General features: G+C 59.9%; 14 protein-coding genes. 10 read left to right on the top strand and 4 right to left on the bottom strand.

Annotation, left to right across the window (positions count from 1 at the left end):
• The 3 genes from BMY54_RS10160 to BMY54_RS10150 all read left to right on the top strand — a co-directional run.
• The coding region (locus BMY54_RS10160) for an alpha/beta hydrolase (RefSeq protein ID WP_139213395.1) at positions 1-601 on the top strand (601 nt) is incomplete at its 5' end.
• Positions 602-822: 221 nt separating this feature from the next.
• Positions 823-2,277, top strand: a complete 1,455-nt coding sequence (locus BMY54_RS10155; protein ID WP_093431661.1) for a TrkH family potassium uptake protein — start codon at positions 823-825, stop codon at positions 2,275-2,277.
• Positions 2,278-2,412: 135 nt separating this feature from the next.
• Complete coding sequence (locus BMY54_RS10150) at positions 2,413-3,735, top strand: chloride channel protein (RefSeq protein WP_093431709.1); 1,323 nt, start codon at positions 2,413-2,415, stop codon at positions 3,733-3,735.
• Between the two features lie 248 nt (positions 3,736-3,983).
• Here BMY54_RS10150 and BMY54_RS10145 read toward each other — a convergent pair whose 3' ends face one another.
• Complete coding sequence (locus BMY54_RS10145) at positions 3,984-4,628, bottom strand: dTMP kinase (RefSeq protein ID WP_093431658.1); 645 nt, start codon at positions 4,626-4,628, stop codon at positions 3,984-3,986.
• Positions 4,629-4,685: 57 nt separating this feature from the next.
• Positions 4,686-5,867: a XylR family transcriptional regulator gene (locus tag BMY54_RS10140; protein WP_093431655.1), complete on the bottom strand. Its 1,182-nt coding sequence runs from the start codon at positions 5,865-5,867 to the stop codon at positions 4,686-4,688.
• 175 nt (positions 5,868-6,042) lie between these two features.
• Between BMY54_RS10140 and xylA the strand changes: the two genes are divergently transcribed.
• From xylA to BMY54_RS10120, 4 genes are all read left to right on the top strand, one after another.
• The gene (xylA, locus tag BMY54_RS10135) at positions 6,043-7,359 is read left to right on the top strand and encodes a xylose isomerase (RefSeq protein ID WP_093431652.1); all 1,317 of its coding nucleotides are present in this window, start codon (positions 6,043-6,045) and stop codon (positions 7,357-7,359) included.
• Between the two features lie 155 nt (positions 7,360-7,514).
• Positions 7,515-8,516 (top strand): D-xylose ABC transporter substrate-binding protein, encoded by a 1,002-nt coding sequence (gene xylF, locus BMY54_RS10130; protein ID WP_016986083.1) that lies wholly within the window; start codon positions 7,515-7,517, stop codon positions 8,514-8,516.
• Between the two features lie 153 nt (positions 8,517-8,669).
• Positions 8,670-10,226, top strand: a complete 1,557-nt coding sequence (gene xylG, locus BMY54_RS10125; protein WP_093431648.1) for a D-xylose ABC transporter ATP-binding protein — start codon at positions 8,670-8,672, stop codon at positions 10,224-10,226.
• Complete coding sequence (locus BMY54_RS10120; RefSeq protein WP_093431645.1) at positions 10,227-11,363, top strand: sugar ABC transporter permease; 1,137 nt, start codon at positions 10,227-10,229, stop codon at positions 11,361-11,363. It abuts the gene before it with no gap.
• 10 nt (positions 11,364-11,373) lie between these two features.
• Here the strand turns inward: BMY54_RS10120 and BMY54_RS10115 are convergent, their stop codons facing one another.
• Both BMY54_RS10115 and BMY54_RS10110 read right to left on the bottom strand, forming a co-directional pair.
• The gene (locus BMY54_RS10115) at positions 11,374-12,297 is read right to left on the bottom strand and encodes a LysR family transcriptional regulator (protein WP_093431642.1); all 924 of its coding nucleotides are present in this window, start codon (positions 12,295-12,297) and stop codon (positions 11,374-11,376) included.
• Between the two features lie 94 nt (positions 12,298-12,391).
• A complete protein-coding gene (locus BMY54_RS10110) occupies positions 12,392-13,591 on the bottom strand; it encodes an MFS transporter (RefSeq protein WP_093431639.1) in 1,200 nt (399 codons plus the stop codon).
• A gap of 307 nt (positions 13,592-13,898) precedes the next feature.
• Here BMY54_RS10110 and BMY54_RS10105 point away from each other — a divergent pair, with 307 nt between their 5' ends.
• Genes BMY54_RS10105 through BMY54_RS10095 form a run of 3 tightly spaced genes read left to right on the top strand, consistent with a single transcriptional unit; the run spans position 13,899 to position 17,868 of the window.
• Positions 13,899-15,167, top strand: a complete 1,269-nt coding sequence (locus BMY54_RS10105; RefSeq protein WP_371914433.1) for a c-type cytochrome — start codon at positions 13,899-13,901, stop codon at positions 15,165-15,167.
• A complete protein-coding gene (locus BMY54_RS10100) occupies positions 15,164-15,637 on the top strand; it encodes a (2Fe-2S)-binding protein (protein ID WP_093431633.1) in 474 nt (157 codons plus the stop codon). The genes BMY54_RS10105 and BMY54_RS10100 overlap by 4 nt, the downstream gene beginning before the upstream one ends.
• Positions 15,634-17,868, top strand: coding sequence for a xanthine dehydrogenase family protein molybdopterin-binding subunit (locus BMY54_RS10095; protein WP_093431630.1), 2,235 nt, complete (start codon positions 15,634-15,636; stop codon positions 17,866-17,868). The genes BMY54_RS10100 and BMY54_RS10095 overlap by 4 nt, the downstream gene beginning before the upstream one ends.
• Positions 17,869-17,949 lie beyond the last annotated feature (81 nt).

Genomic DNA, 17,949 nt, shown 5'->3' with positions numbered 1-17,949 from the left:
GTACATGCCGGACTATCGCCTTGCCCCTGAGCACAAGTTTCCAGCCTCTATTGACGACACATTGCGCGCTTACGAATGGTTGCTTGAGCAGAAAATTCCGGCTTACAAAATTGCGTTCTCTGGCGAGTCGGCTGGCGGCGCGATGGTTGTCAGCGTCATGGTTGCGGCGAAATCGAAGGGGCTTCCATTACCTGCGGTTGGCTCCTCCATCTCACCATGGGCGAACCTTGAACACACCGGTGCTTCCATGAGCAATCGTGAAGGTCTGGATCCTCTGAACTCCAAGCCTGTCTTGGACATCCTCGCCAGAGCATTCCTGGGCGACACATTGGCCAGTCATCCTCTGGCCTCACCTGTGTTCGCGGACGTCACCGGTCTCCCACCAATCTTGGTGCAAATCGGCGAGAACGAGCTGATGTTGAGTGATGCAATGCGCCTTGCAACTCACCTGGCTGATAACCGAGTTCGCGTCAACCTGGAAGTATGGCCGGCGATGTTCCACGCCTGGCACTTCTACGCCACCATGCTGCCAGAAGGTCAGCAGGCTATGGAGAGTTCCGTTCGCTTCATCGAGGCTGGCTTGGCCGACGCTAACCGTTAAAACGCAGAACAACCGCGATAGCTGTGTGGCTGTTGCGGTTTTGCTCATCCTGTTTCTATAAAAGCTTCATCAGGCTATTCAAAAAACCTGAGCAAGCTAGTTCCTCCCCCATAATGAGGTGCAATCTCTAATGGGTTGAGGGAAAAATTTTACGAAAAATTTACGGGGCTGAAGGGTTCGTCGTCCAATACTGCACGGCGCTAAATCAGTAGGTTCCTTTCATGTCACTTGCAGCACTACGGCTCATCGGTTTCATTCTGGGTATTTTTCTAATAACGCTGGCTGTGAGCATGGCTATTCCCATGATCACACTGGTTGCCTATGAGCGCAGCGATGACCTGTCGGCCTTCCTCTGGTCGAGCTTGATTACCTTCATCACTGGCCTCCTTTTGATAGCGCGAGGTCGTCCAGACAATGCCCAGCTTCGTCCAAGAGATATGTATCTACTAACGACTTGCAGTTGGGTGGCGGTATGTACCTTCGCGGCGTTGCCGATGGTGTTCATCAGTCAGATCAGTTACACCGACGCTTTTTTTGAAACGATGTCCGGCATTACAACCACGGGTTCAACTGTCTTGAGCGGTTTGGATACCGCTTCACCTGGATTGTTGATCTGGCGCTCAATGCTGCACTGGTTGGGTGGTATCGGCTTCATCGGCATGGCTGTGGCGATCCTTCCATTGCTGCGAGTGGGGGGGATGCGTCTTTTCCAGACCGAGTCCTCAGACTGGTCGGAGAAAGTAACACCTCGCTCTCATGTGGCAGCCAAGTCCATTCTCTTTCTCTATTTTGGGCTCACTGGCGCCGGGGCAGCAGCTCTCTGGATCGCCGGCATGACGCCGTTTGAAGCGGTCAACCATGCCATGTCGTTGATCTCGACTGGCGGGTTCTCTACTTCTGACGCCTCGCTTGGGCATTGGACGCAGCCAGCGATTCACTGGATCGCGGTGGTCATCATGATTCTGGGTAGCCTGCCGTTTACCCTCTATGTCGCGACATTGCGCGGCAATCGGCGTGCGCTGCTCAAGGATCACCAGGTACGCGGGTTTATTGGTTTCCTGATTGTGACTTGGCTAGCGGTGGGGACATGGCTGTGTTTCCACAGCGACTACGGATGGTGGGATGCGTTTCGTATCGTGGCGGTCAATGTGACCTCGGTTGTCACGACCACCGGAATTGCTGTAGGTGATTACACCTTGTGGGGCAGCTTCGCAGTCTTGCTTTTTTTCTATCTGACCTTCGTCGGCGGGTGTTCAGGCTCAACAGCTGGTGGCCTTAAAATTTTCCGTTTCCAGGTTGCCGGTGCTCTATTAGTGAGTAGCCTGAAGCAGTTGATCCATCCTCGTGCGGTGATTCAGAAAAAATACAACGGCCATCCGATTGATGAAGAGATCTTGCGTTCGCTTTTGACCTTCTCATTTTTCTTCACCATCACCATTGCAGTGATCGCTCTGGGACTCGCCCTGATCGGACTGGATTGGACGACAGCGTTGAGCGGAGCTGCTACGGCGGTGTGCAACGTGGGACCAGGCTTGGGCACAATCATTGGGCCCGCTGGTAACTTCTCATCATTACCTGACGCAGCAAAATGGTTGCTGACCATTGGCATGCTGCTGGGACGGCTGGAGATACTTACCGTGCTGGTACTCGTTACACCGGTTTTTTGGAGGTATTAGTCCTATCACTGGATAGATGAATACCTGTAAGCGCCAAAAGAGCCTGTCTTGTGGCGCTGCCAAAGCTGTTTGGAACAAGCTGCTTATTTGGTTAGTCTTGCGGTCAATATGGCGACTTCAAGGGGAGCCCTTCGGGTGATCAAACCGATAATGCTGTTACGCCGAGGCTTCGCCTCCATGCGCTGGCGTACTAGAGTCACATTATGGATTGCGGCAACCATAGCCGGCTTGCTGGTGGTGGCGTTTGCAAGGCTCGCGGACATAGCCCTGGCGCAGTTTGCTCAACAGACCGCAGAGCGAGCGTGGCTTCCTCTTGTTTACACCCCACTGATCGGCATGCTCGTAGTCTGGCTGACAACACGCTTCTTCGTGGGCGCCCAAGGCAGCGGAATTCCGCAGGTAATTGCAGCAACACGACTTGCGCGTCAAGGCAAGCCCATTAACAGACTGGTTTCATTGCGAATTGCTTTCGCCAAGATAAGCCTCGGAACTCTGGCGCTGACCGGCGGCTTTTCGGCGGGACGCGAAGGCCCATCAGTCCAGGTTGCCGCATCCATCATGCACTTCTTTCACCGCTTCCTGCCCAATGCGCGAATCGTGCGCAGCGAGGATCTCATTCTGGCGGGAGGTGCTGCGGGTATTGCGGCTGCATTCAATACGCCCTTGGCCGGGATCGCATTTGCGGTAGAAGAATTGGGACGCAAGTTGGAAACCCGTACCAGCGGTGTTCTGCTCAGCACCATCATCCTGTCTGGGATGGTTGCCATTGCCTTGCAGGGAAACTACAACTATTTCGGTCATTTCGGCATTCAGGACATCAACCTCGACATAGTCGTCCCGGCATTAGTCATAGGGATTGGTTGCGGGCTATTGGGTGGTTTGTTCAGCAGGATGTTGTTATGGCCACAGCGGCATCCGCAGTTCATCATCTGGCAATGGCGGCGCCTGCACCCAGTATGGTTTGCCGGCATCTGTGGATTGGTCGTCGCTATATTGGGTTGGCTGAGTGGCGGAATGTCGTTTGGTAGTGGATACGGCATTACCTCTCAGGTCATCGCATCTGATGTAGTCCTGCCATGGCACGCTCCCATTCCTCGCTTCCTGGCGACCGTAGTGACCTACTTCTCTGGTATTCCCGGAGGCATTTTCGCTCCCTCGCTCGCTGTAGGGGCCGCAGTAGGCGCCAATACCGCAGAGCTATTCCATCTGGCCGCGCAGCCCACTATTGCACTCTGCATGGTTGGTTTTCTGGCGGCCGTTACTCAGTCGCCAATCACCTCCGCAATCATTGTGATGGAGATGATTGATAGCCACAGTATGGTGATCAGTCTTATGGCGGTAGCCCTGATTGCCAAGGCTGTCAGTTCAAGAATGGGCCCTGAGTTGTACCAGCAATTGGCGCGAGGCTTTCTCGAGAATGCAGAAGCTGCCACTAAACCGAAGAATCCAACTCAATAAGCCTACCGTGTGATTCTGCTAGCCAGTGAGGTCAGTTGATCCTTTTCATGTTGCAGCGCCAACGAGCGATCATGTGCAATCCTTCAATGACTACGTCAATTGAGCACCGGGCGGCGCAGAAGTTTATTCGTAATGCCGAGAGTAGTTTGCGACCAAGCTATCAACTACAGCCTCTGGCCTTCCTGTGAATCGCACGTGGCGGCTGCCAGCGACACGGCGAACAAACTGTTCAAGGTCTATGCGATACCCTAAGCGCCAAGCCTGGCATCCACTTCGACGTTCAACCCAAGCACCTCATAGATCCGAGAAACCACCAGCATCGTCGCCTGCTCAACCGTTCCTTCATTACGGCACAACATCCAGCCGTGATCCTTGACCGCTTGCTCGAACATTTCCGTACACGCCACATGCTCTGCGTGCTTCTGGATCACAGTGCCGCCCAGTCCTCGTGATCGGTTAGCAGCCCTGGCCCATGAAATATCCGGATCGGTGACGACGCCGACATGCAGATCTGGCACCCGCACGTCTCGCTCCATATTCAATTGAAGAATCTCGGCAAACGGGATGGTTTGGCGAAACGCGGCATCCGAGGGATACCAGCGATCGATCAGGATGATGCTGTCCAGCGGCTGCTTCGTCAGAACGTTCTGGGAGATCCAGCGACGGCTATCCGCGAGGCGCTGACACACAGCCCACTCGAGATCCCGGCAAGGATTTCTCGCCAGAGTGTTAATCAAGGCCATGGTTTCACCCCTGAACGGATCGCTTTTTCTCTCGCAAAGCCGGATGACTTTCTGGTTGCCCGCCCTCAGTACTTGCGTAACGGCCTCCAACAGTGTGGTTTTGCCGGTGCCTTTGGGCCCATCCAGAGAAACGAACAGCGGACGATTCATTGTTCACGCAACAATCAAGACATTGATGCCCACTCTAACCTCATTTCCGGTATTCCATCAGCGCATCCCTGCCCCTTGCTGATACTCCCGCGGCGTACAGCCAAACTCCCGGCGAAACACCGTGTGCAGATACTGCGCAGATTTAAACCCGCAACTGCGCGCCACGTCGGCGATCACCGAGTCAGTATTTTTCAATCCGCTGGTGGCCGCTGCCAGTTTGAAACGCAGGATCTCGTCATGCACGCTGCAGCCTCGTTCGGCGCGGAAATGCGCCTCGAGTGACGAACGCGACACACCGACATACGCCGCCACCTGCGCCGTTTTGATGCCTTGGCAAGCGTATTGACGGATGAACAGCAGCGCTTGCATGACGTAGGGATTGCCCAAAGGCTGGTGCAAGCTCGACACCTGCACGTTGACCGCATCGGGAGGAATCAGGATTTGTGTACCGGTGGACGGCATGCCATGGAGCATCTGATGGAGTAATTGCGCGGCGGTGCGGCCCATGGTTTCGGTGCCCTGGATGACTGAACTCAGCGGCACGCGGGTCAGGCTGCGGGTCAGCGGGTCATTGTCGATGCCGATCAATGCCACCTGTTCCGGCACGGCGATACCGGCAGTCAGGCAGGCTTGCAGCAACTGGCGCGCACGGGCGTCGCTGACGGCGATGATGCCGATGGGTTTGGGCAGGCTTTGCAACCAGGCGATCAGTTGTTCGACGGCGCTGTCCCACAGCGGTGCGCTGGTGCCCATGCCGCGATAGATTTCGCCGTGCAGACCATCGCGCTTCATCAATTTGCGGAAGGCTTTTTCGCGCTCTTGCGCCCAGCGATTGGCTTGCGCTTCAGGCAGGCTGAAACAGGCGAAACGCTGCAGTCCCGCCTCGATCAAGTGCGTGTAGGCCAGCGTTATCAGTGCGTTGTTATCGGTGGCGACGTAGGGAATCGCTTTCGGATAGGCGCGCTTATCCTCGTACGAGCCCCCTACTGCCACCACCGGCAACTGAATGTCGGCCAACGCCTCGCCAATCAGCGGATCGTCGAAGTCGGCGATGATCCCGTCACCCTGCCAGCGCTCGATGCCTTTCAAACGACAGAGAAAATCCTCTTCCAGAAACAGGTCCCAGGAGGCCCGAGTGCTGCTCAGGTAGTTGCCGATGCCGCTGATGATGCCACGGTCGTAGATCTTGCTGCCGTTGAACAACAGAGCGATGCGGTGAACAGGCGGTACGGTTTTCATTGTTTTTATGCTTGTCCCGAGCCCCTTGTCACAGAGGCGATTGACACAGACTAGGCGCCTGGCCGAAGAAGCTCAATACGCAAAATCGCACCCCGTGTTGATGCTTTTCATAATCAGCGGGGTCGGGGCCGTTGCTAGTATCGAGACACCGCCAAGAACAACAAGGACAAGGTCCATGCAGTATTTCCCTGATGTCGAGCCGATTCGCTACGAAGGCCCAAACAGCGATTCCCCCCTCTCCTTCCGTCACTACGACGCCGACAAACTCATCCTCGGCAAACCCATGCGCGAACACCTGCGCATGGCCGCCTGTTACTGGCACACGTTCGTCTGGCCGGGTTCCGATGTGTTCGGTGCGGGGACGTTCAAGCGCCCTTGGCAACACGCCGGCGATCCCATGGAATTGGCGATCGGCAAAGCAGCCGCGGCCTTCGAATTCTTCTCCAAACTGGGTATCGACTATTACTGCTTCCATGACACGGACGTCGCCCCGGAAGGCCAGTCACTGAAGGAGTACCGCAACCATTTCGCACAGATGGTTGATCACCTCGAGCGACATCAGGAACAAAGCGGGATCAAGCTGTTGTGGGGCACCGCCAATTGCTTCAGCAACCCGCGTTTCGCTGCCGGCGCCGCGAGCAACCCCGATCCGGAAGTGTTCGCCTGCGCCGCTGCCCAGGTGTTCAGCGCCATGAACGCGACCCATCGCCTGAAAGGCGCCAACTACGTGTTGTGGGGCGGCCGCGAAGGCTATGAAACCTTGCTCAACACGGACTTGAAGCGTGAACGCGAACAGCTGGGCCGCTTTATGCGCATGGTGGTCGAGCACAAGCACAAGATCGGTTTCACCGGCGACCTGCTGATCGAACCTAAGCCGCAGGAGCCGACCAAGCACCAATACGATTACGACAGCGCCACCGTGTTCGGCTTTCTTCAGCAGTTCGGGCTGGAACACGAAATCAAGGTCAACATCGAAGCCAACCACGCGACCCTGGCCGGGCATAGCTTTCATCACGAAATTGCGACGGCCGTTTCCTTGGGGATTTTCGGCAGCATCGACGCCAACCGTGGCGATCCGCAAAACGGCTGGGACACCGACCAATTCCCTAACAGCGTCGAAGAGATGACCCTGGCCACCTATGAAATTCTCAAGGCCGGCGGCTTCAAGAATGGCGGTTTCAACTTCGACTCCAAGGTTCGCCGCCAGAGCCTCGATCAGATCGATCTGTTCCATGGCCACGTCGGCGCCATGGACGTTCTCGCCCTGTCGCTAGAACGCGCAGCGGCCATGGTGCAGAACGACGAACTGCAACGGCTCAAGGACCAACGCTACGCCGGTTGGCAGCAGCCGTTCGGGCAGGCGCTGATGGCGGGCGATTTCAACCTTGAGTCGTTGGCCGAGCACGCGTTCACCAACGAGTTGAACCCGCAAGCCGTCAGCGGCCGCCAGGAAATGCTCGAGAACATCGTCAACCGCTACCTCTATCGCTGATCGCTGATCGCTACGAGAATCTGCCGGCGCTTCGACGCTGTGACAATTGCACGACAATTCTGTGCCTGCGGCGTCTGCGGATTCTCTACAGTTTTACCAGCCCGATACTCATCATCAGGCCGTGTCTTTCCAACAACAATAAAAGGACGCCCCACATGAAGAACGTAAAACGCACGTTATTGGCCACTGCTCTGGCCTTGCTGTCGCTGCCGGTGCTGGCTGACGCAGCCCACCCGAAAATCGGTTTCTCCATTGATGATCTGCGTCTGGAACGTTGGTCGCGTGACCGTGACTACTTCGTTGCGGCGGCAGAAAAAATGGACGCCAAGGTCTTCGTGCAATCGGCGGATGCCAACGAGCAGAAGCAGATTTCCCAGATCGAAAACCTGATTTCCCGGGGCGTCGATGTCATCGTCATCGTGCCGTTCAACGCCACGGTGCTGACCAATGCGGTGGCCGAAGCGAAGAAGGCCGGGATCAAGGTCGTGTCCTATGATCGCCTGATCCTCAACGCCGATGTCGACGCCTATATTTCCTTCGATAACGAAAAGGTCGGTGAGATGCAGGCCAGCGGCGTGCTGAAAGCGGCGCCCAAGGGCAATTACTTTTTGCTCGGTGGTGCGCCCACCGATAACAACGCCAAGATCCTCCGTGAAGGCCAGATGAAAGTGCTGCAACCGGCCATCGACAAGGGTGATATCAAGATCGTCGGCCAGCAGTGGGTGAAGGAATGGAACCCGACCGAAGCGTTGAGCATTGTTGAAAACGCCCTGACCCGCAACGACAACAAAATCGACGGCATCGTCGCCTCCAACGACGCCACGGCCGGCGGCGCCATTCAGGCACTGGCGGCGCAGCAACTGGCCGGCAAGGTGCCGATTTCCGGGCAGGACGCCGACCTTGCCGCAGTCAAGCGCGTGATCGCCGGCACGCAAACCATGACCGTGTACAAACCATTGAAACTGATCGCCAGCGAAGCCGCCAAGCTCTCGGTACAACTGGCGCGCAACGAAAAACCCGCCTTCAGCTCGCAGTACGACAACGGCAGCAAAAAAGTCGACACCATCCTGCTCACGCCAACCCCGCTGACCAAGGACAACATCGACCTGCTCGAACAGGACGGCTTCTACACCAAGGCGCAAATTGCCGGGAAGTGATCTCCGGTAATGCGAAAAACCCTTGTGGGGGCGAGCCTGCTCGCGAATGCGGTGTGTCAGTCAACGAAGCATTGTCTGAACTGACGCTTTCGCGAGCAGGCTCGCTCCCACAGGCTTCGTGGTGTGTGAGTCTTTGATATACGAGCCCTCTCCATGTCCGACTATCTGCTGCAAATGAACGGCATCGTCAAAACCTTCGGCGGTGTCAAAGCGCTGAACGGCATCGACATCAAGGTCAGGCCCGGCGAGTGCGTTGGCCTGTGCGGCGAGAATGGCGCCGGCAAGTCGACGCTGATGAAGATCCTTTCGGCGGTCTACCCGCACGGCACCTGGGACGGTGAAATCCTCTGGGACGGGCAACCGCTCAGGGCGCAATCGATCAGCGAAACGGAAGCTGCCGGCATCGTCATCATTCACCAGGAACTGACGCTGGTGCCCGACCTATCGGTGGCCGAAAACATTTTCATGGGCCACGAGCTGACACTGCCCGGCGGACGCATGAATTACCCGGCGATGATTCACCGCGCCGAAGCGCTGATGCGCGAATTGAAAGTCCCCGACATGAACGTATCGCTGCCGGTTTCGCAGTACGGCGGCGGCTATCAGCAACTGGTGGAAATCGCCAAGGCCCTGAACAAGAAGGCCCGCCTGCTGATCCTCGACGAGCCTTCATCAGCCTTGAGCCGTTCGGAAATCGAGGTGTTGCTGGACATCATTCGCGACCTCAAAGCCAAAGGCGTGGCCTGCGTCTACATCTCGCACAAGCTCGATGAAGTCGCCGCCGTGTGCGACACCATTTCGGTGATCCGCGACGGAAAACACATCGCTACCACCGCCATGGCCGACATGGATATTGCGCAGATCATCACCCAGATGGTCGGCCGCGAAATGAGCAACCTCTACCCCTCCGAGCCGCACGCTATTGGCGAGGTGATTTTCGAGGCCCGGCATATCACCTGCTACGACATCGACAACCCCAAGCGCAAACGGGTCGACGATGTTTCCTTCGTGCTCAAACGCGGCGAGATCCTTGGTATCGCCGGGCTGGTCGGCGCAGGCCGCACCGAACTGGTGACCGCGCTGTTCGGCGCTTACCCCGGGCGCCACGAGGGCGAAGTCTGGCTGGACGGGCAAGCCATCGACACGCGCACGCCGCTCAAGTCCATCCGTGCCGGCCTGTGCCTGGTGCCGGAGGATCGCAAGCGCCAAGGCATTATTCCTGACCTGGGCGTTGGCCAGAACATCACCCTCGCCGTGCTGGACAACTACTCAAAACTGACCCGCATCGATGCCGAAGCCGAACTGGGCTGCATTGATCGGGAAATCTCGCGCCTGCACCTCAAGACCGCCAGCCCGTTCCTGCCGATCACCAGCCTCTCGGGCGGCAATCAACAAAAAGCCGTGCTGGCGAAGATGCTGCTGGCCAAACCCCGGGTGCTGATTCTCGATGAGCCGACCCGAGGTGTGGACGTAGGCGCCAAATACGAAATCTACAAGTTGATGGGCGCACTGGCCGCTGCCGGCGTGTCGATCATCATGGTCTCGTCGGAACTGGCCGAAGTGCTTGGCGTTTCCGACCGCGTGCTGGTGATCGGCGAAGGCCAGTTGCGTGGTGACTTCATCAACCATGAACTCACCCAGGAACAGGTGCTTGCCGCCGCCCTCAGCCAGCCTGGCAGCCATAACAATAATGATCGGAAATCCGCGTAAATGAATCAGGTCAAACAACTGTTCACCCGCTACAAAATGCTCGCGCTGGTGTTTGCCGTGGTGCTGATCTGGCTGTTCTTCAGCTGGCAGACCGAGGGCGGATTCCTCACCCCGCGCAATCTTTCCAATCTGCTGCGGCAGATGTCGATTACCGGGATTCTCGCCTGCGGCATGGTGCTGGTAATCATCAGCGGCGAGATCGATTTGTCGGTCGGCTCGTTGCTCGGTCTGCTCGGTGGCCTCGCGGCGATTCTCGATGTGGTCTACCACATTCCGCTGTTGGCCAACCTCAGTCTGGTCGCCCTGTGTGGGCTGATGATCGGCCTCGCCAACGGTTACATGGCGGCTTATCTGCGCATCCCCTCGTTTATCGTCGGTCTGGGCGGCATGCTGGCGTTTCGCGGGATTCTGCTGGGGATTACCGGCGGCACGACCATCGCGCCGGTATCGCCTGAACTCGTCTACATTGGCCAGGGCTACCTGCCCCACGCGATCGGCACCGGCCTGGGCATTCTGTTGTTCGCGCTGACGGTGTTCCTGACCTGGAAACAGCGGCGCAATCGCGCCCTGCACGGCCTCGCGGCGCATTCGTTGGTGCGTGATGTCGTCCGCGTGTTGGTGATCGGCGCCGTGCTCGCCGCTTTCGTGCAGACGCTGAACAGCTATGACGGCATTCCCGTGCCGGTCCTGCTGTTGCTGATTCTGCTGGGCGTGTTCAGCTACGTGACCAGTCAGACCGTGTTCGGGCGGCGCGTCTATGCCGTGGGCAGCAACATGGAAGCGACGCGCCTGTCCGGGATCAATGTGCAGGCGGTGAAGCTGTGGATTTTCGGGATCATGGGCGTGATGTGCGCCCTCGCCGGCGTGGTCAACACCGCGCGCCTCGCCGCCGGTTCGCCCTCGGCCGGGAGCATGGGCGAACTCGACGCCATCGCCGCCTGCTTTATCGGCGGTACTTCCATGCGCGGCGGTTCCGGCACGGTGTACGGCGCCCTCCTCGGCGCGCTGGTCATTACCAGTCTGGACAACGGCATGTCGATGCTTGACGTCGACAGCTATTGGCAGATGATCGTCAAGGGCAGCATTTTGGTGCTGGCAGTTTGGGTGGATGTGAGTACGCGGACCGGGCGCCGTTGAGCCGCAGGGGTCACGCTGCGGGCGTGGTTGCGGCCACCGGGCTGAGAATTTCCATGAGGAAATCGATAAACACATTGATCCGGCTGGACCCTCGGTGATTGGGTAAATACAACGCGTTGATGCACGTGCTGGCGCTGCCGGGATTGACCTCGTACTGCTCAAGCAAGCGGGTCAGCCGGCCGGCTGCCACGTCGTCGCGTACCAGCCAGTCGGCCAGCAGCGTCACCCCGCCGCCGCCGATGGCGGCTTCGCGCAGGATGTCGGCATTATTGCTTTGCAGGCGCCCGTGGACGTTGAGCTGGATGGGCGCGTCTTCATTCTGAAAAGTCCAGTGCTGGTGGGTGGCGCCGTAATCGAAACGCAGGCATTGATGCTCCAGCAAATCCCGTGGGTGACAGAGCGCTGCGCTACGCGCCAGATACGCCGGACTGGCCACCACCCAGCGTTCGAACTGCCCCACGCGTTTGCTGACGATGTCTTCACTGACCACCGACGATCCCAGCCGCACCGAAACATCGATCTGCTCGCTGAGCAGGTCGCTGACCTGATCGCTCAGCGACAGACTGATCTCAAGTCCCGGATGCCGCTCAAGCAAGCGGCTCAGGTGCGGCGCAATCAGGCGCCGGCCGAACTCCACCGGCACGCTGATACGCAGACGGCCCTGCGCTTCGGCGCCACGATCGGCAACGACGGCATCGGCTTCGTCAATCGCGTCGAGAATCGCCACGGCTTTTTCGAAATAGGTCTGGCCGGCAACGGTCACGCTGGTGTTGCGCGTGGTGCGATTGAGCAGGCTCGCGCCCAGCTCGTGTTCCAGCCCCGCGACTTGCCGGGTCACTGACGACGTTGATATCCCGAGTTTGCGCGCTGCCGAGGAATAGCCCCCGCAGCGCACGGTTTCCACAAACATCTTCAGTGCCAGCAACTTATCCATAAGCGGAGTCCGGTCGAAAGGGAACGCGGATGATTGTGCATCACTGTTCCCCCCTCGTCTTGTACCGCCGTGCTTGCCCGCACTCGCCGGTTGTTCAGACATCGGCCTGGCGACTCAGGAACAAGCCAAGCGCCAGCGCTGGCAACAGCGCCACAGCGACGGCGGACAGGTTCCAGCCGAAATGCTCGTACAACGGGCTCGCAACCAGCGACCCCAGCGCGCCGCCGACGAAAATACTGGTCATGTACACCGCGTTCAGGCGCGCACGGCTGTGCGGATCGAGGGCGTACACCTCACGCTGGCCGAGCACCATGTTCAATTGCACGGCGAAATCCAGCAGCACCGCGCACACCACCAGCCAAACATAGCCGCTGCCCGGGAGCGCGGCGATCAGCAGCGAAACCGGCGCCAGCAGCAATGCGACCAGCGTGCCGCGACGACCATGCCCGGCATCGGCCAGACGTCCGGCAATCGGCGCCGCAATGGCACCCACCGCACCGACCAGCGCGAAGATCGCGACTTGTGCCTGAGTGAAGCCGTGGTGACGCATCAGTTCAATCGGCGCGAGAGTCCAGAACAGGCTGAAACTGGCAAACAGCAGCCCTTGATACAACGAGCGCTGACGCAACAGCGGATAGCGCCGGGCCAAGGCAAACACCGAACCGATCAATGCAGCATACGAAGCTTTATGCGTCGGCAGCCGACGCGGCAGCGCCACCGCAGTGACCAGCGCGATGACCGCCATCAGGGCCGCCGCGCTGTAAAACACCCCGCGCCAGCCGAACACTTCAACCAACAGGCTCGACAGTGGCCGCGACAACAGAATACCCAGCAGCAGACCGCTCATGATATTGCCGACGACGCGGCCACGACTGGCCTCGGGCGCCAGGTGTGCCGCCAACGGCACAAGGATCTGCACGGCCACCGAGGTCAGACCGATCAGCAAAGACAACAGCAGGAACATCGACGGTGAATGGGTCAGCCCGGCGCACAGCAATGTGACGCTCGCCGCCAGGGTGAAGCCGACCACCAGCCGGCGGTTTTCCATCAGGTCGGCCAGCGGCACCAGCAGTAACAGGCCCAGCGCGTAGCCAAATTGCGTCAGCGAAACGATCAGGCTGGCATTAGCGCTGGACAGACCGATCTGCGGTGCAATCAGTTCGACGATCGGCTGCGCGTAGTAAAGATTGGCCACGACCGCGCCACAGCAAAATGCCAGGAACGCGACCATCAGGCCGGACAGTGAAGTTGGCTGTTCGGCATTTGCCGCAACGGCCGGGTTGCCCGTGAGCATGATGACACCTCATTGAGTTCAGGAAAGTGCTGCCAAGGCTACGGCCCTGTGGCGACGCGCAGAATCCACGCGGCGAGCAACGCAGTGATGCGTCCGGTGCAACGGCGCAAGCGTTGCTTCTCGCGCAACGCGCTGTTGCGCGCGCGGGTGATTCTCCCGTGATGACGGTTTCTCTACGCTTTGGCCCTTGGCGCCGTCGTTCCCAGGGGCGCCCTTCCCCGGCTGTTACAAGGAGCGTTGTCATGACCCGTATCCCATCCGTTCTGCCATTGCCTGCCGCGTTTTTCTCCGTCTCATGAACCGCCACTTGCTGAAGTCCAGAACGTTATGGATCAGCGTGGCCGTCGTCGCGGTGCTCGGCCTGATCGGCGCCGTTTGGCTGATGTGGCGCCCGGCAATTGCGCCGATCAAGCGCCCGACGATGTTCGATACTGCGCAGTTGCAACGCGGCGCGCGGGTGGTCGAGGCCGGCGATTGTGCGGTCTGCCATACCCGCCCCGGCGGTGAATATCTGGCCGGTGGGCTGCCGCTGGTGACGCCATTCGGCACGCTGTACAGCACCAACATCACCCCGGATGCTGAGACCGGTATCGGCCAATGGTCGCTGCCGGCCTTCGAGCGGGCGATGCGTCAAGGCATTGCTCGCGATGGTCACTTCCTCTATCCGGCGTTCCCCTACGTGCACTACCGGCGCATGAGCGCAGCAGACATCGCCGACGCCTATGCCTACTTGATGAGCGGCCCCGCCGTGCACGCGCCGGCCGAGCACAACCAGATGAATTTCCCGATGAATATTCGTCCGTTGGTGGCGTTCTGGAACCTGCTGTTCCTGCACGGTGAGCCACTGACGCCGCTGGCGGGGCGTAGCGCGGCGTGGAATCGCGGACGTTATCTGGTCGACGGCCCGGGCCATTGCGCCGGCTGCCATTCGCCGCTGAACCTGATCGGCGCGGAGAAGTCCTCGGAATACCTACAGGGCGGCAGCGTTGACGGCTGGTACGCGCCGGCGCTAGTCGGCATGGGGCAACGCAGCAACCCGTGGAGTCGCGAGCAACTGGTCGGCTATCTGCGCGCCGAGATCGTTGATGGCCACGGCACACCCGCCGGGCCGATGCGTCCGGTCAGTATGAGTCTGGCCCGCTTGCCCGCCAGTGACGCCGAGGCGATTGCCGAGTATTTGCTCAGCCTGGAAAACCCGTACCCACTGACGCAACCGCCGCCAAAGACGCCTGCCAGTGAAGCGGCAGACCACTCGACCGGCGCCCTGCTCTTCAGCAGCGCCTGCGCCGGTTGCCATGGCCCGGCGGCGCCGATGCGCACCATCGATGGTCGCCCGGGCCTGCAAAACACCTCGGCGCTGCAAGCGGCCAGCTCGCGCAATTTCCTCAAAACCGTGCTTGAAGGCTTGCCCGCCACAGCCGGATCGCCCGGTCCGCTGATGCCTGCATTCGCCGCCAGCCTCGACAACGCGCAACTCGGCGCACTGGCCGCGTATCTGCGCCAGCAAGCCCGCCCCGATCAGCCGTGGGCCGACCTCTCTTCCACTATTGAAGCGTTACGTCAGGAGACGAAATGAGCCAGATCACTCTCAACGTCAACGGAGCCGCGCAAGCGCTTGAGCTGGAGCCGGACATGCCGCTGCTGTATGCGCTGCGCAACCACTTGAACCTCAACGGCGCCAAATACGGTTGCGGTCTCGGTCAGTGCGGCGCCTGCACGGTGATCGTCGACGATCAACCGGTGTTCGCCTGCCTGACGCCCTGCGCCGGCCTCGAAGGCAAAAAAATCCGCACCGTGGAAAGCCTCGGCAGTGCGGTAAAACCTGGCCCTCTGCAAGCGGCGTTCATCGAGAAACAGGCCGCGCAATGCGGCTACTGCATTGCCGGCATGCTGATGCGCGCGCAGGCGTTGCTTGAGCGTAATCGCCACCCGGATGAGGCGACCATTCGCGAGCACATGGCCGGCAACCTGTGCCGCTGCGGTACGCACTTGCGGATCATCGAGGCGATCAAGCAGGTGGCCGGGCACAACGGGAGCCTGACATGAGTGAGTCGAATGAATTGAACCCGAGCCGACGCGCCTTCCTGCGTGGTGGTGCTCTGCTGATGGCGTTCACCCTGATGCCGGTGGCGCGGCGTGTGTTGGCGGATACGGAAGTCGATACGCTCGGCACCGTGGTCCTCGCGCCCGACCTGCCCGGAAGCCTGCGCACCAACCCGTTTCTCGACGCCTGGATCCGCATCGGCGCCGACGGCATTACCGTCTTCACCGGCAAAGTCGAACTGGGCACCGGGGTCAAAACCGCGCTACTGCAAATCGCCGCCGAACGTTTGCAGGTGCCGGCGACCGCCATCAACCTGCTCACCGCCGACACCGCGCTGACGCCCAACGAAGGCTACACCGCCGGCAGCCACAGTATTTTCGACAGCGGTACCGCGTTGTATAACGCCGCCGCGCAGGTGCGCGAAATGCTCGTCGATGCCGCCGCGCGCAGTTGGCAGGTTGATGCAGCACTGCTGAGCACCCGCGACGCTGTGATCGTAGGCCCGGCCGCTCAACGGATGAGTTACGCCGACGCGGTCAAGCATGTCGATGTGCACCAATACGCCAGGGCTCAGTCACCGGCGATGGCCGCTGCTGACTTCAAACTGATCGGCCATTCGTTGCCGCGCCTCGACATCCCGGCGAAGGTCAGCGGTGGCGCAGCATTCGTCCAGGACATGCGCCTGCCGGGCATGCTGCATGCGCGGGTGATCCGCCCGCCCCGTCCGGGCTGCACGTTGCAAGCATTCGACGCGGCGTCCATCGAAGCGCTGGCTGGCGTGGTCAAGGTGATCCGCGATGGCAACTATCTGGCGGTGGTCGCCGGTGATGAGTGGCAAGCGATCAAAGCCATGCGCCGTGCCAGCGAGGTGACGCAATGGAGCGGCGGCGAGGCGATTCCCGAGGCGACCGAGATTCATGGTCTGCTCAAACGTCTGCCCTCACGGCGCTATCCGATCAGCAACAGCGGCACGCTAAGCGGCGCGGCCGACACGCGTTTTCAGGCGCGGGTCACCAAGCAATATCTGATGCACGGCTCAATCGGCCCGTCTTGCGCAGTCGCCTGGTTCAAGGACGGCACGCTTACCGTCTGGACCCACACGCAAGGTGTTTACCCGCTGCGCGCCGGGATTGCCGAAATGCTCGGTCTGCCGCCTGAACGGGTGCGCTGTATTCATACCGAAGGCTCAGGGTGTTACGGGCATAACGGCGCCGATGATGCCGCCGCCGATGCAGCATTGATTGCCCTGCGCGTGCCTGGGACGCCGGTGCGCGTGCAGTGGATGCGCGAGCAGGAAAATCTTTGGGAGCCGTATAGCTCGGCGATGGTCTCCGAAGTCGACGCCGGCCTCAGCCACGGTCGACTGCAGGACTGGGCCTACGAACTCTGGACCACTCCGCACAACGAACGCATCGTCAACGCCGGGCGGCTGTTGCCGGCACGCTTGCTCGCGCGGCCTTTTGCCTCGGCGCCATCCGTGCCAATCGCTCAGCCTGAGGGCGATGGTGATCGCAACGCGGTGCCGTTGTACGAGTTGAACTCGACGCGCATCAACATGACCTTCGTCACCGAGATGCCCTTTCGCACCTCGGCCATGCGTTCGCTCGGTGCGCACATCAACATCTTTGCCATCGAGGCGAGTATCGACGAACTGGCGATCCGGGCCGGCATCGACGCGGTTGCTTTGCGTCTGGCCCATCTCAGCGACCCGCGTGCTCGCGCGGTGGTGGAACGTGTGCGTGACGAGATCGGCTGGCCGCAAAAAAGCAGCGAGCCCGGCGCCGGTATCGGTTTCGCCTTTGCCCGCTACAAAAACATCATGGGTTACTGCGCCATCGCGGTGAAACTTCGAGTGCATCCGCAGACCGGCGAGATCCGTATCGATCACGTGGTGACGGCGGTGGACGTCGGCCAGATCGTCAGCCCCGATGGCCTGCGCAATCAGGTCGAGGGCGGCATCGTCCAGTCCGCGAGCTGGACCCTGTACGAAAAAGTCGCCTACGACGCGGGAGGCATTCGCAGCTACGACTGGAGCGGCTATCCGATTCTGCGTTTCACGCAACTGCCGAAAAAAGTCGATGTGCATTTGCTCGACCAGCCGGGAGAACCCTTCCTTGGCGCCGCTGAAATCGTCCAGGGGCCGATGGCCGCCGCCCTTGGCAACGCCGTCGCCAACGCCACTGGCCGGCGCTGGCTGAACCTACCGCTGACGCGCTCAAACCAATCCGCCTGAGCCACGTCCGTGTTCATCGCTGATGAGCACGGGCGCCATTGCGCCGTGCGCAAAACAGCGTAGCGCCGGTCACCGATTATC

The sequence above is a fragment of the Pseudomonas sp. ok266 genome (assembly GCF_900110195.1).
Lineage (GTDB): Bacteria > Pseudomonadota > Gammaproteobacteria > Pseudomonadales > Pseudomonadaceae > Aquipseudomonas > Aquipseudomonas neuropathica.
Note: the sequence above shows the minus strand (reverse complement) of the source record. Positions and strands in the feature narration are given on the sequence as shown.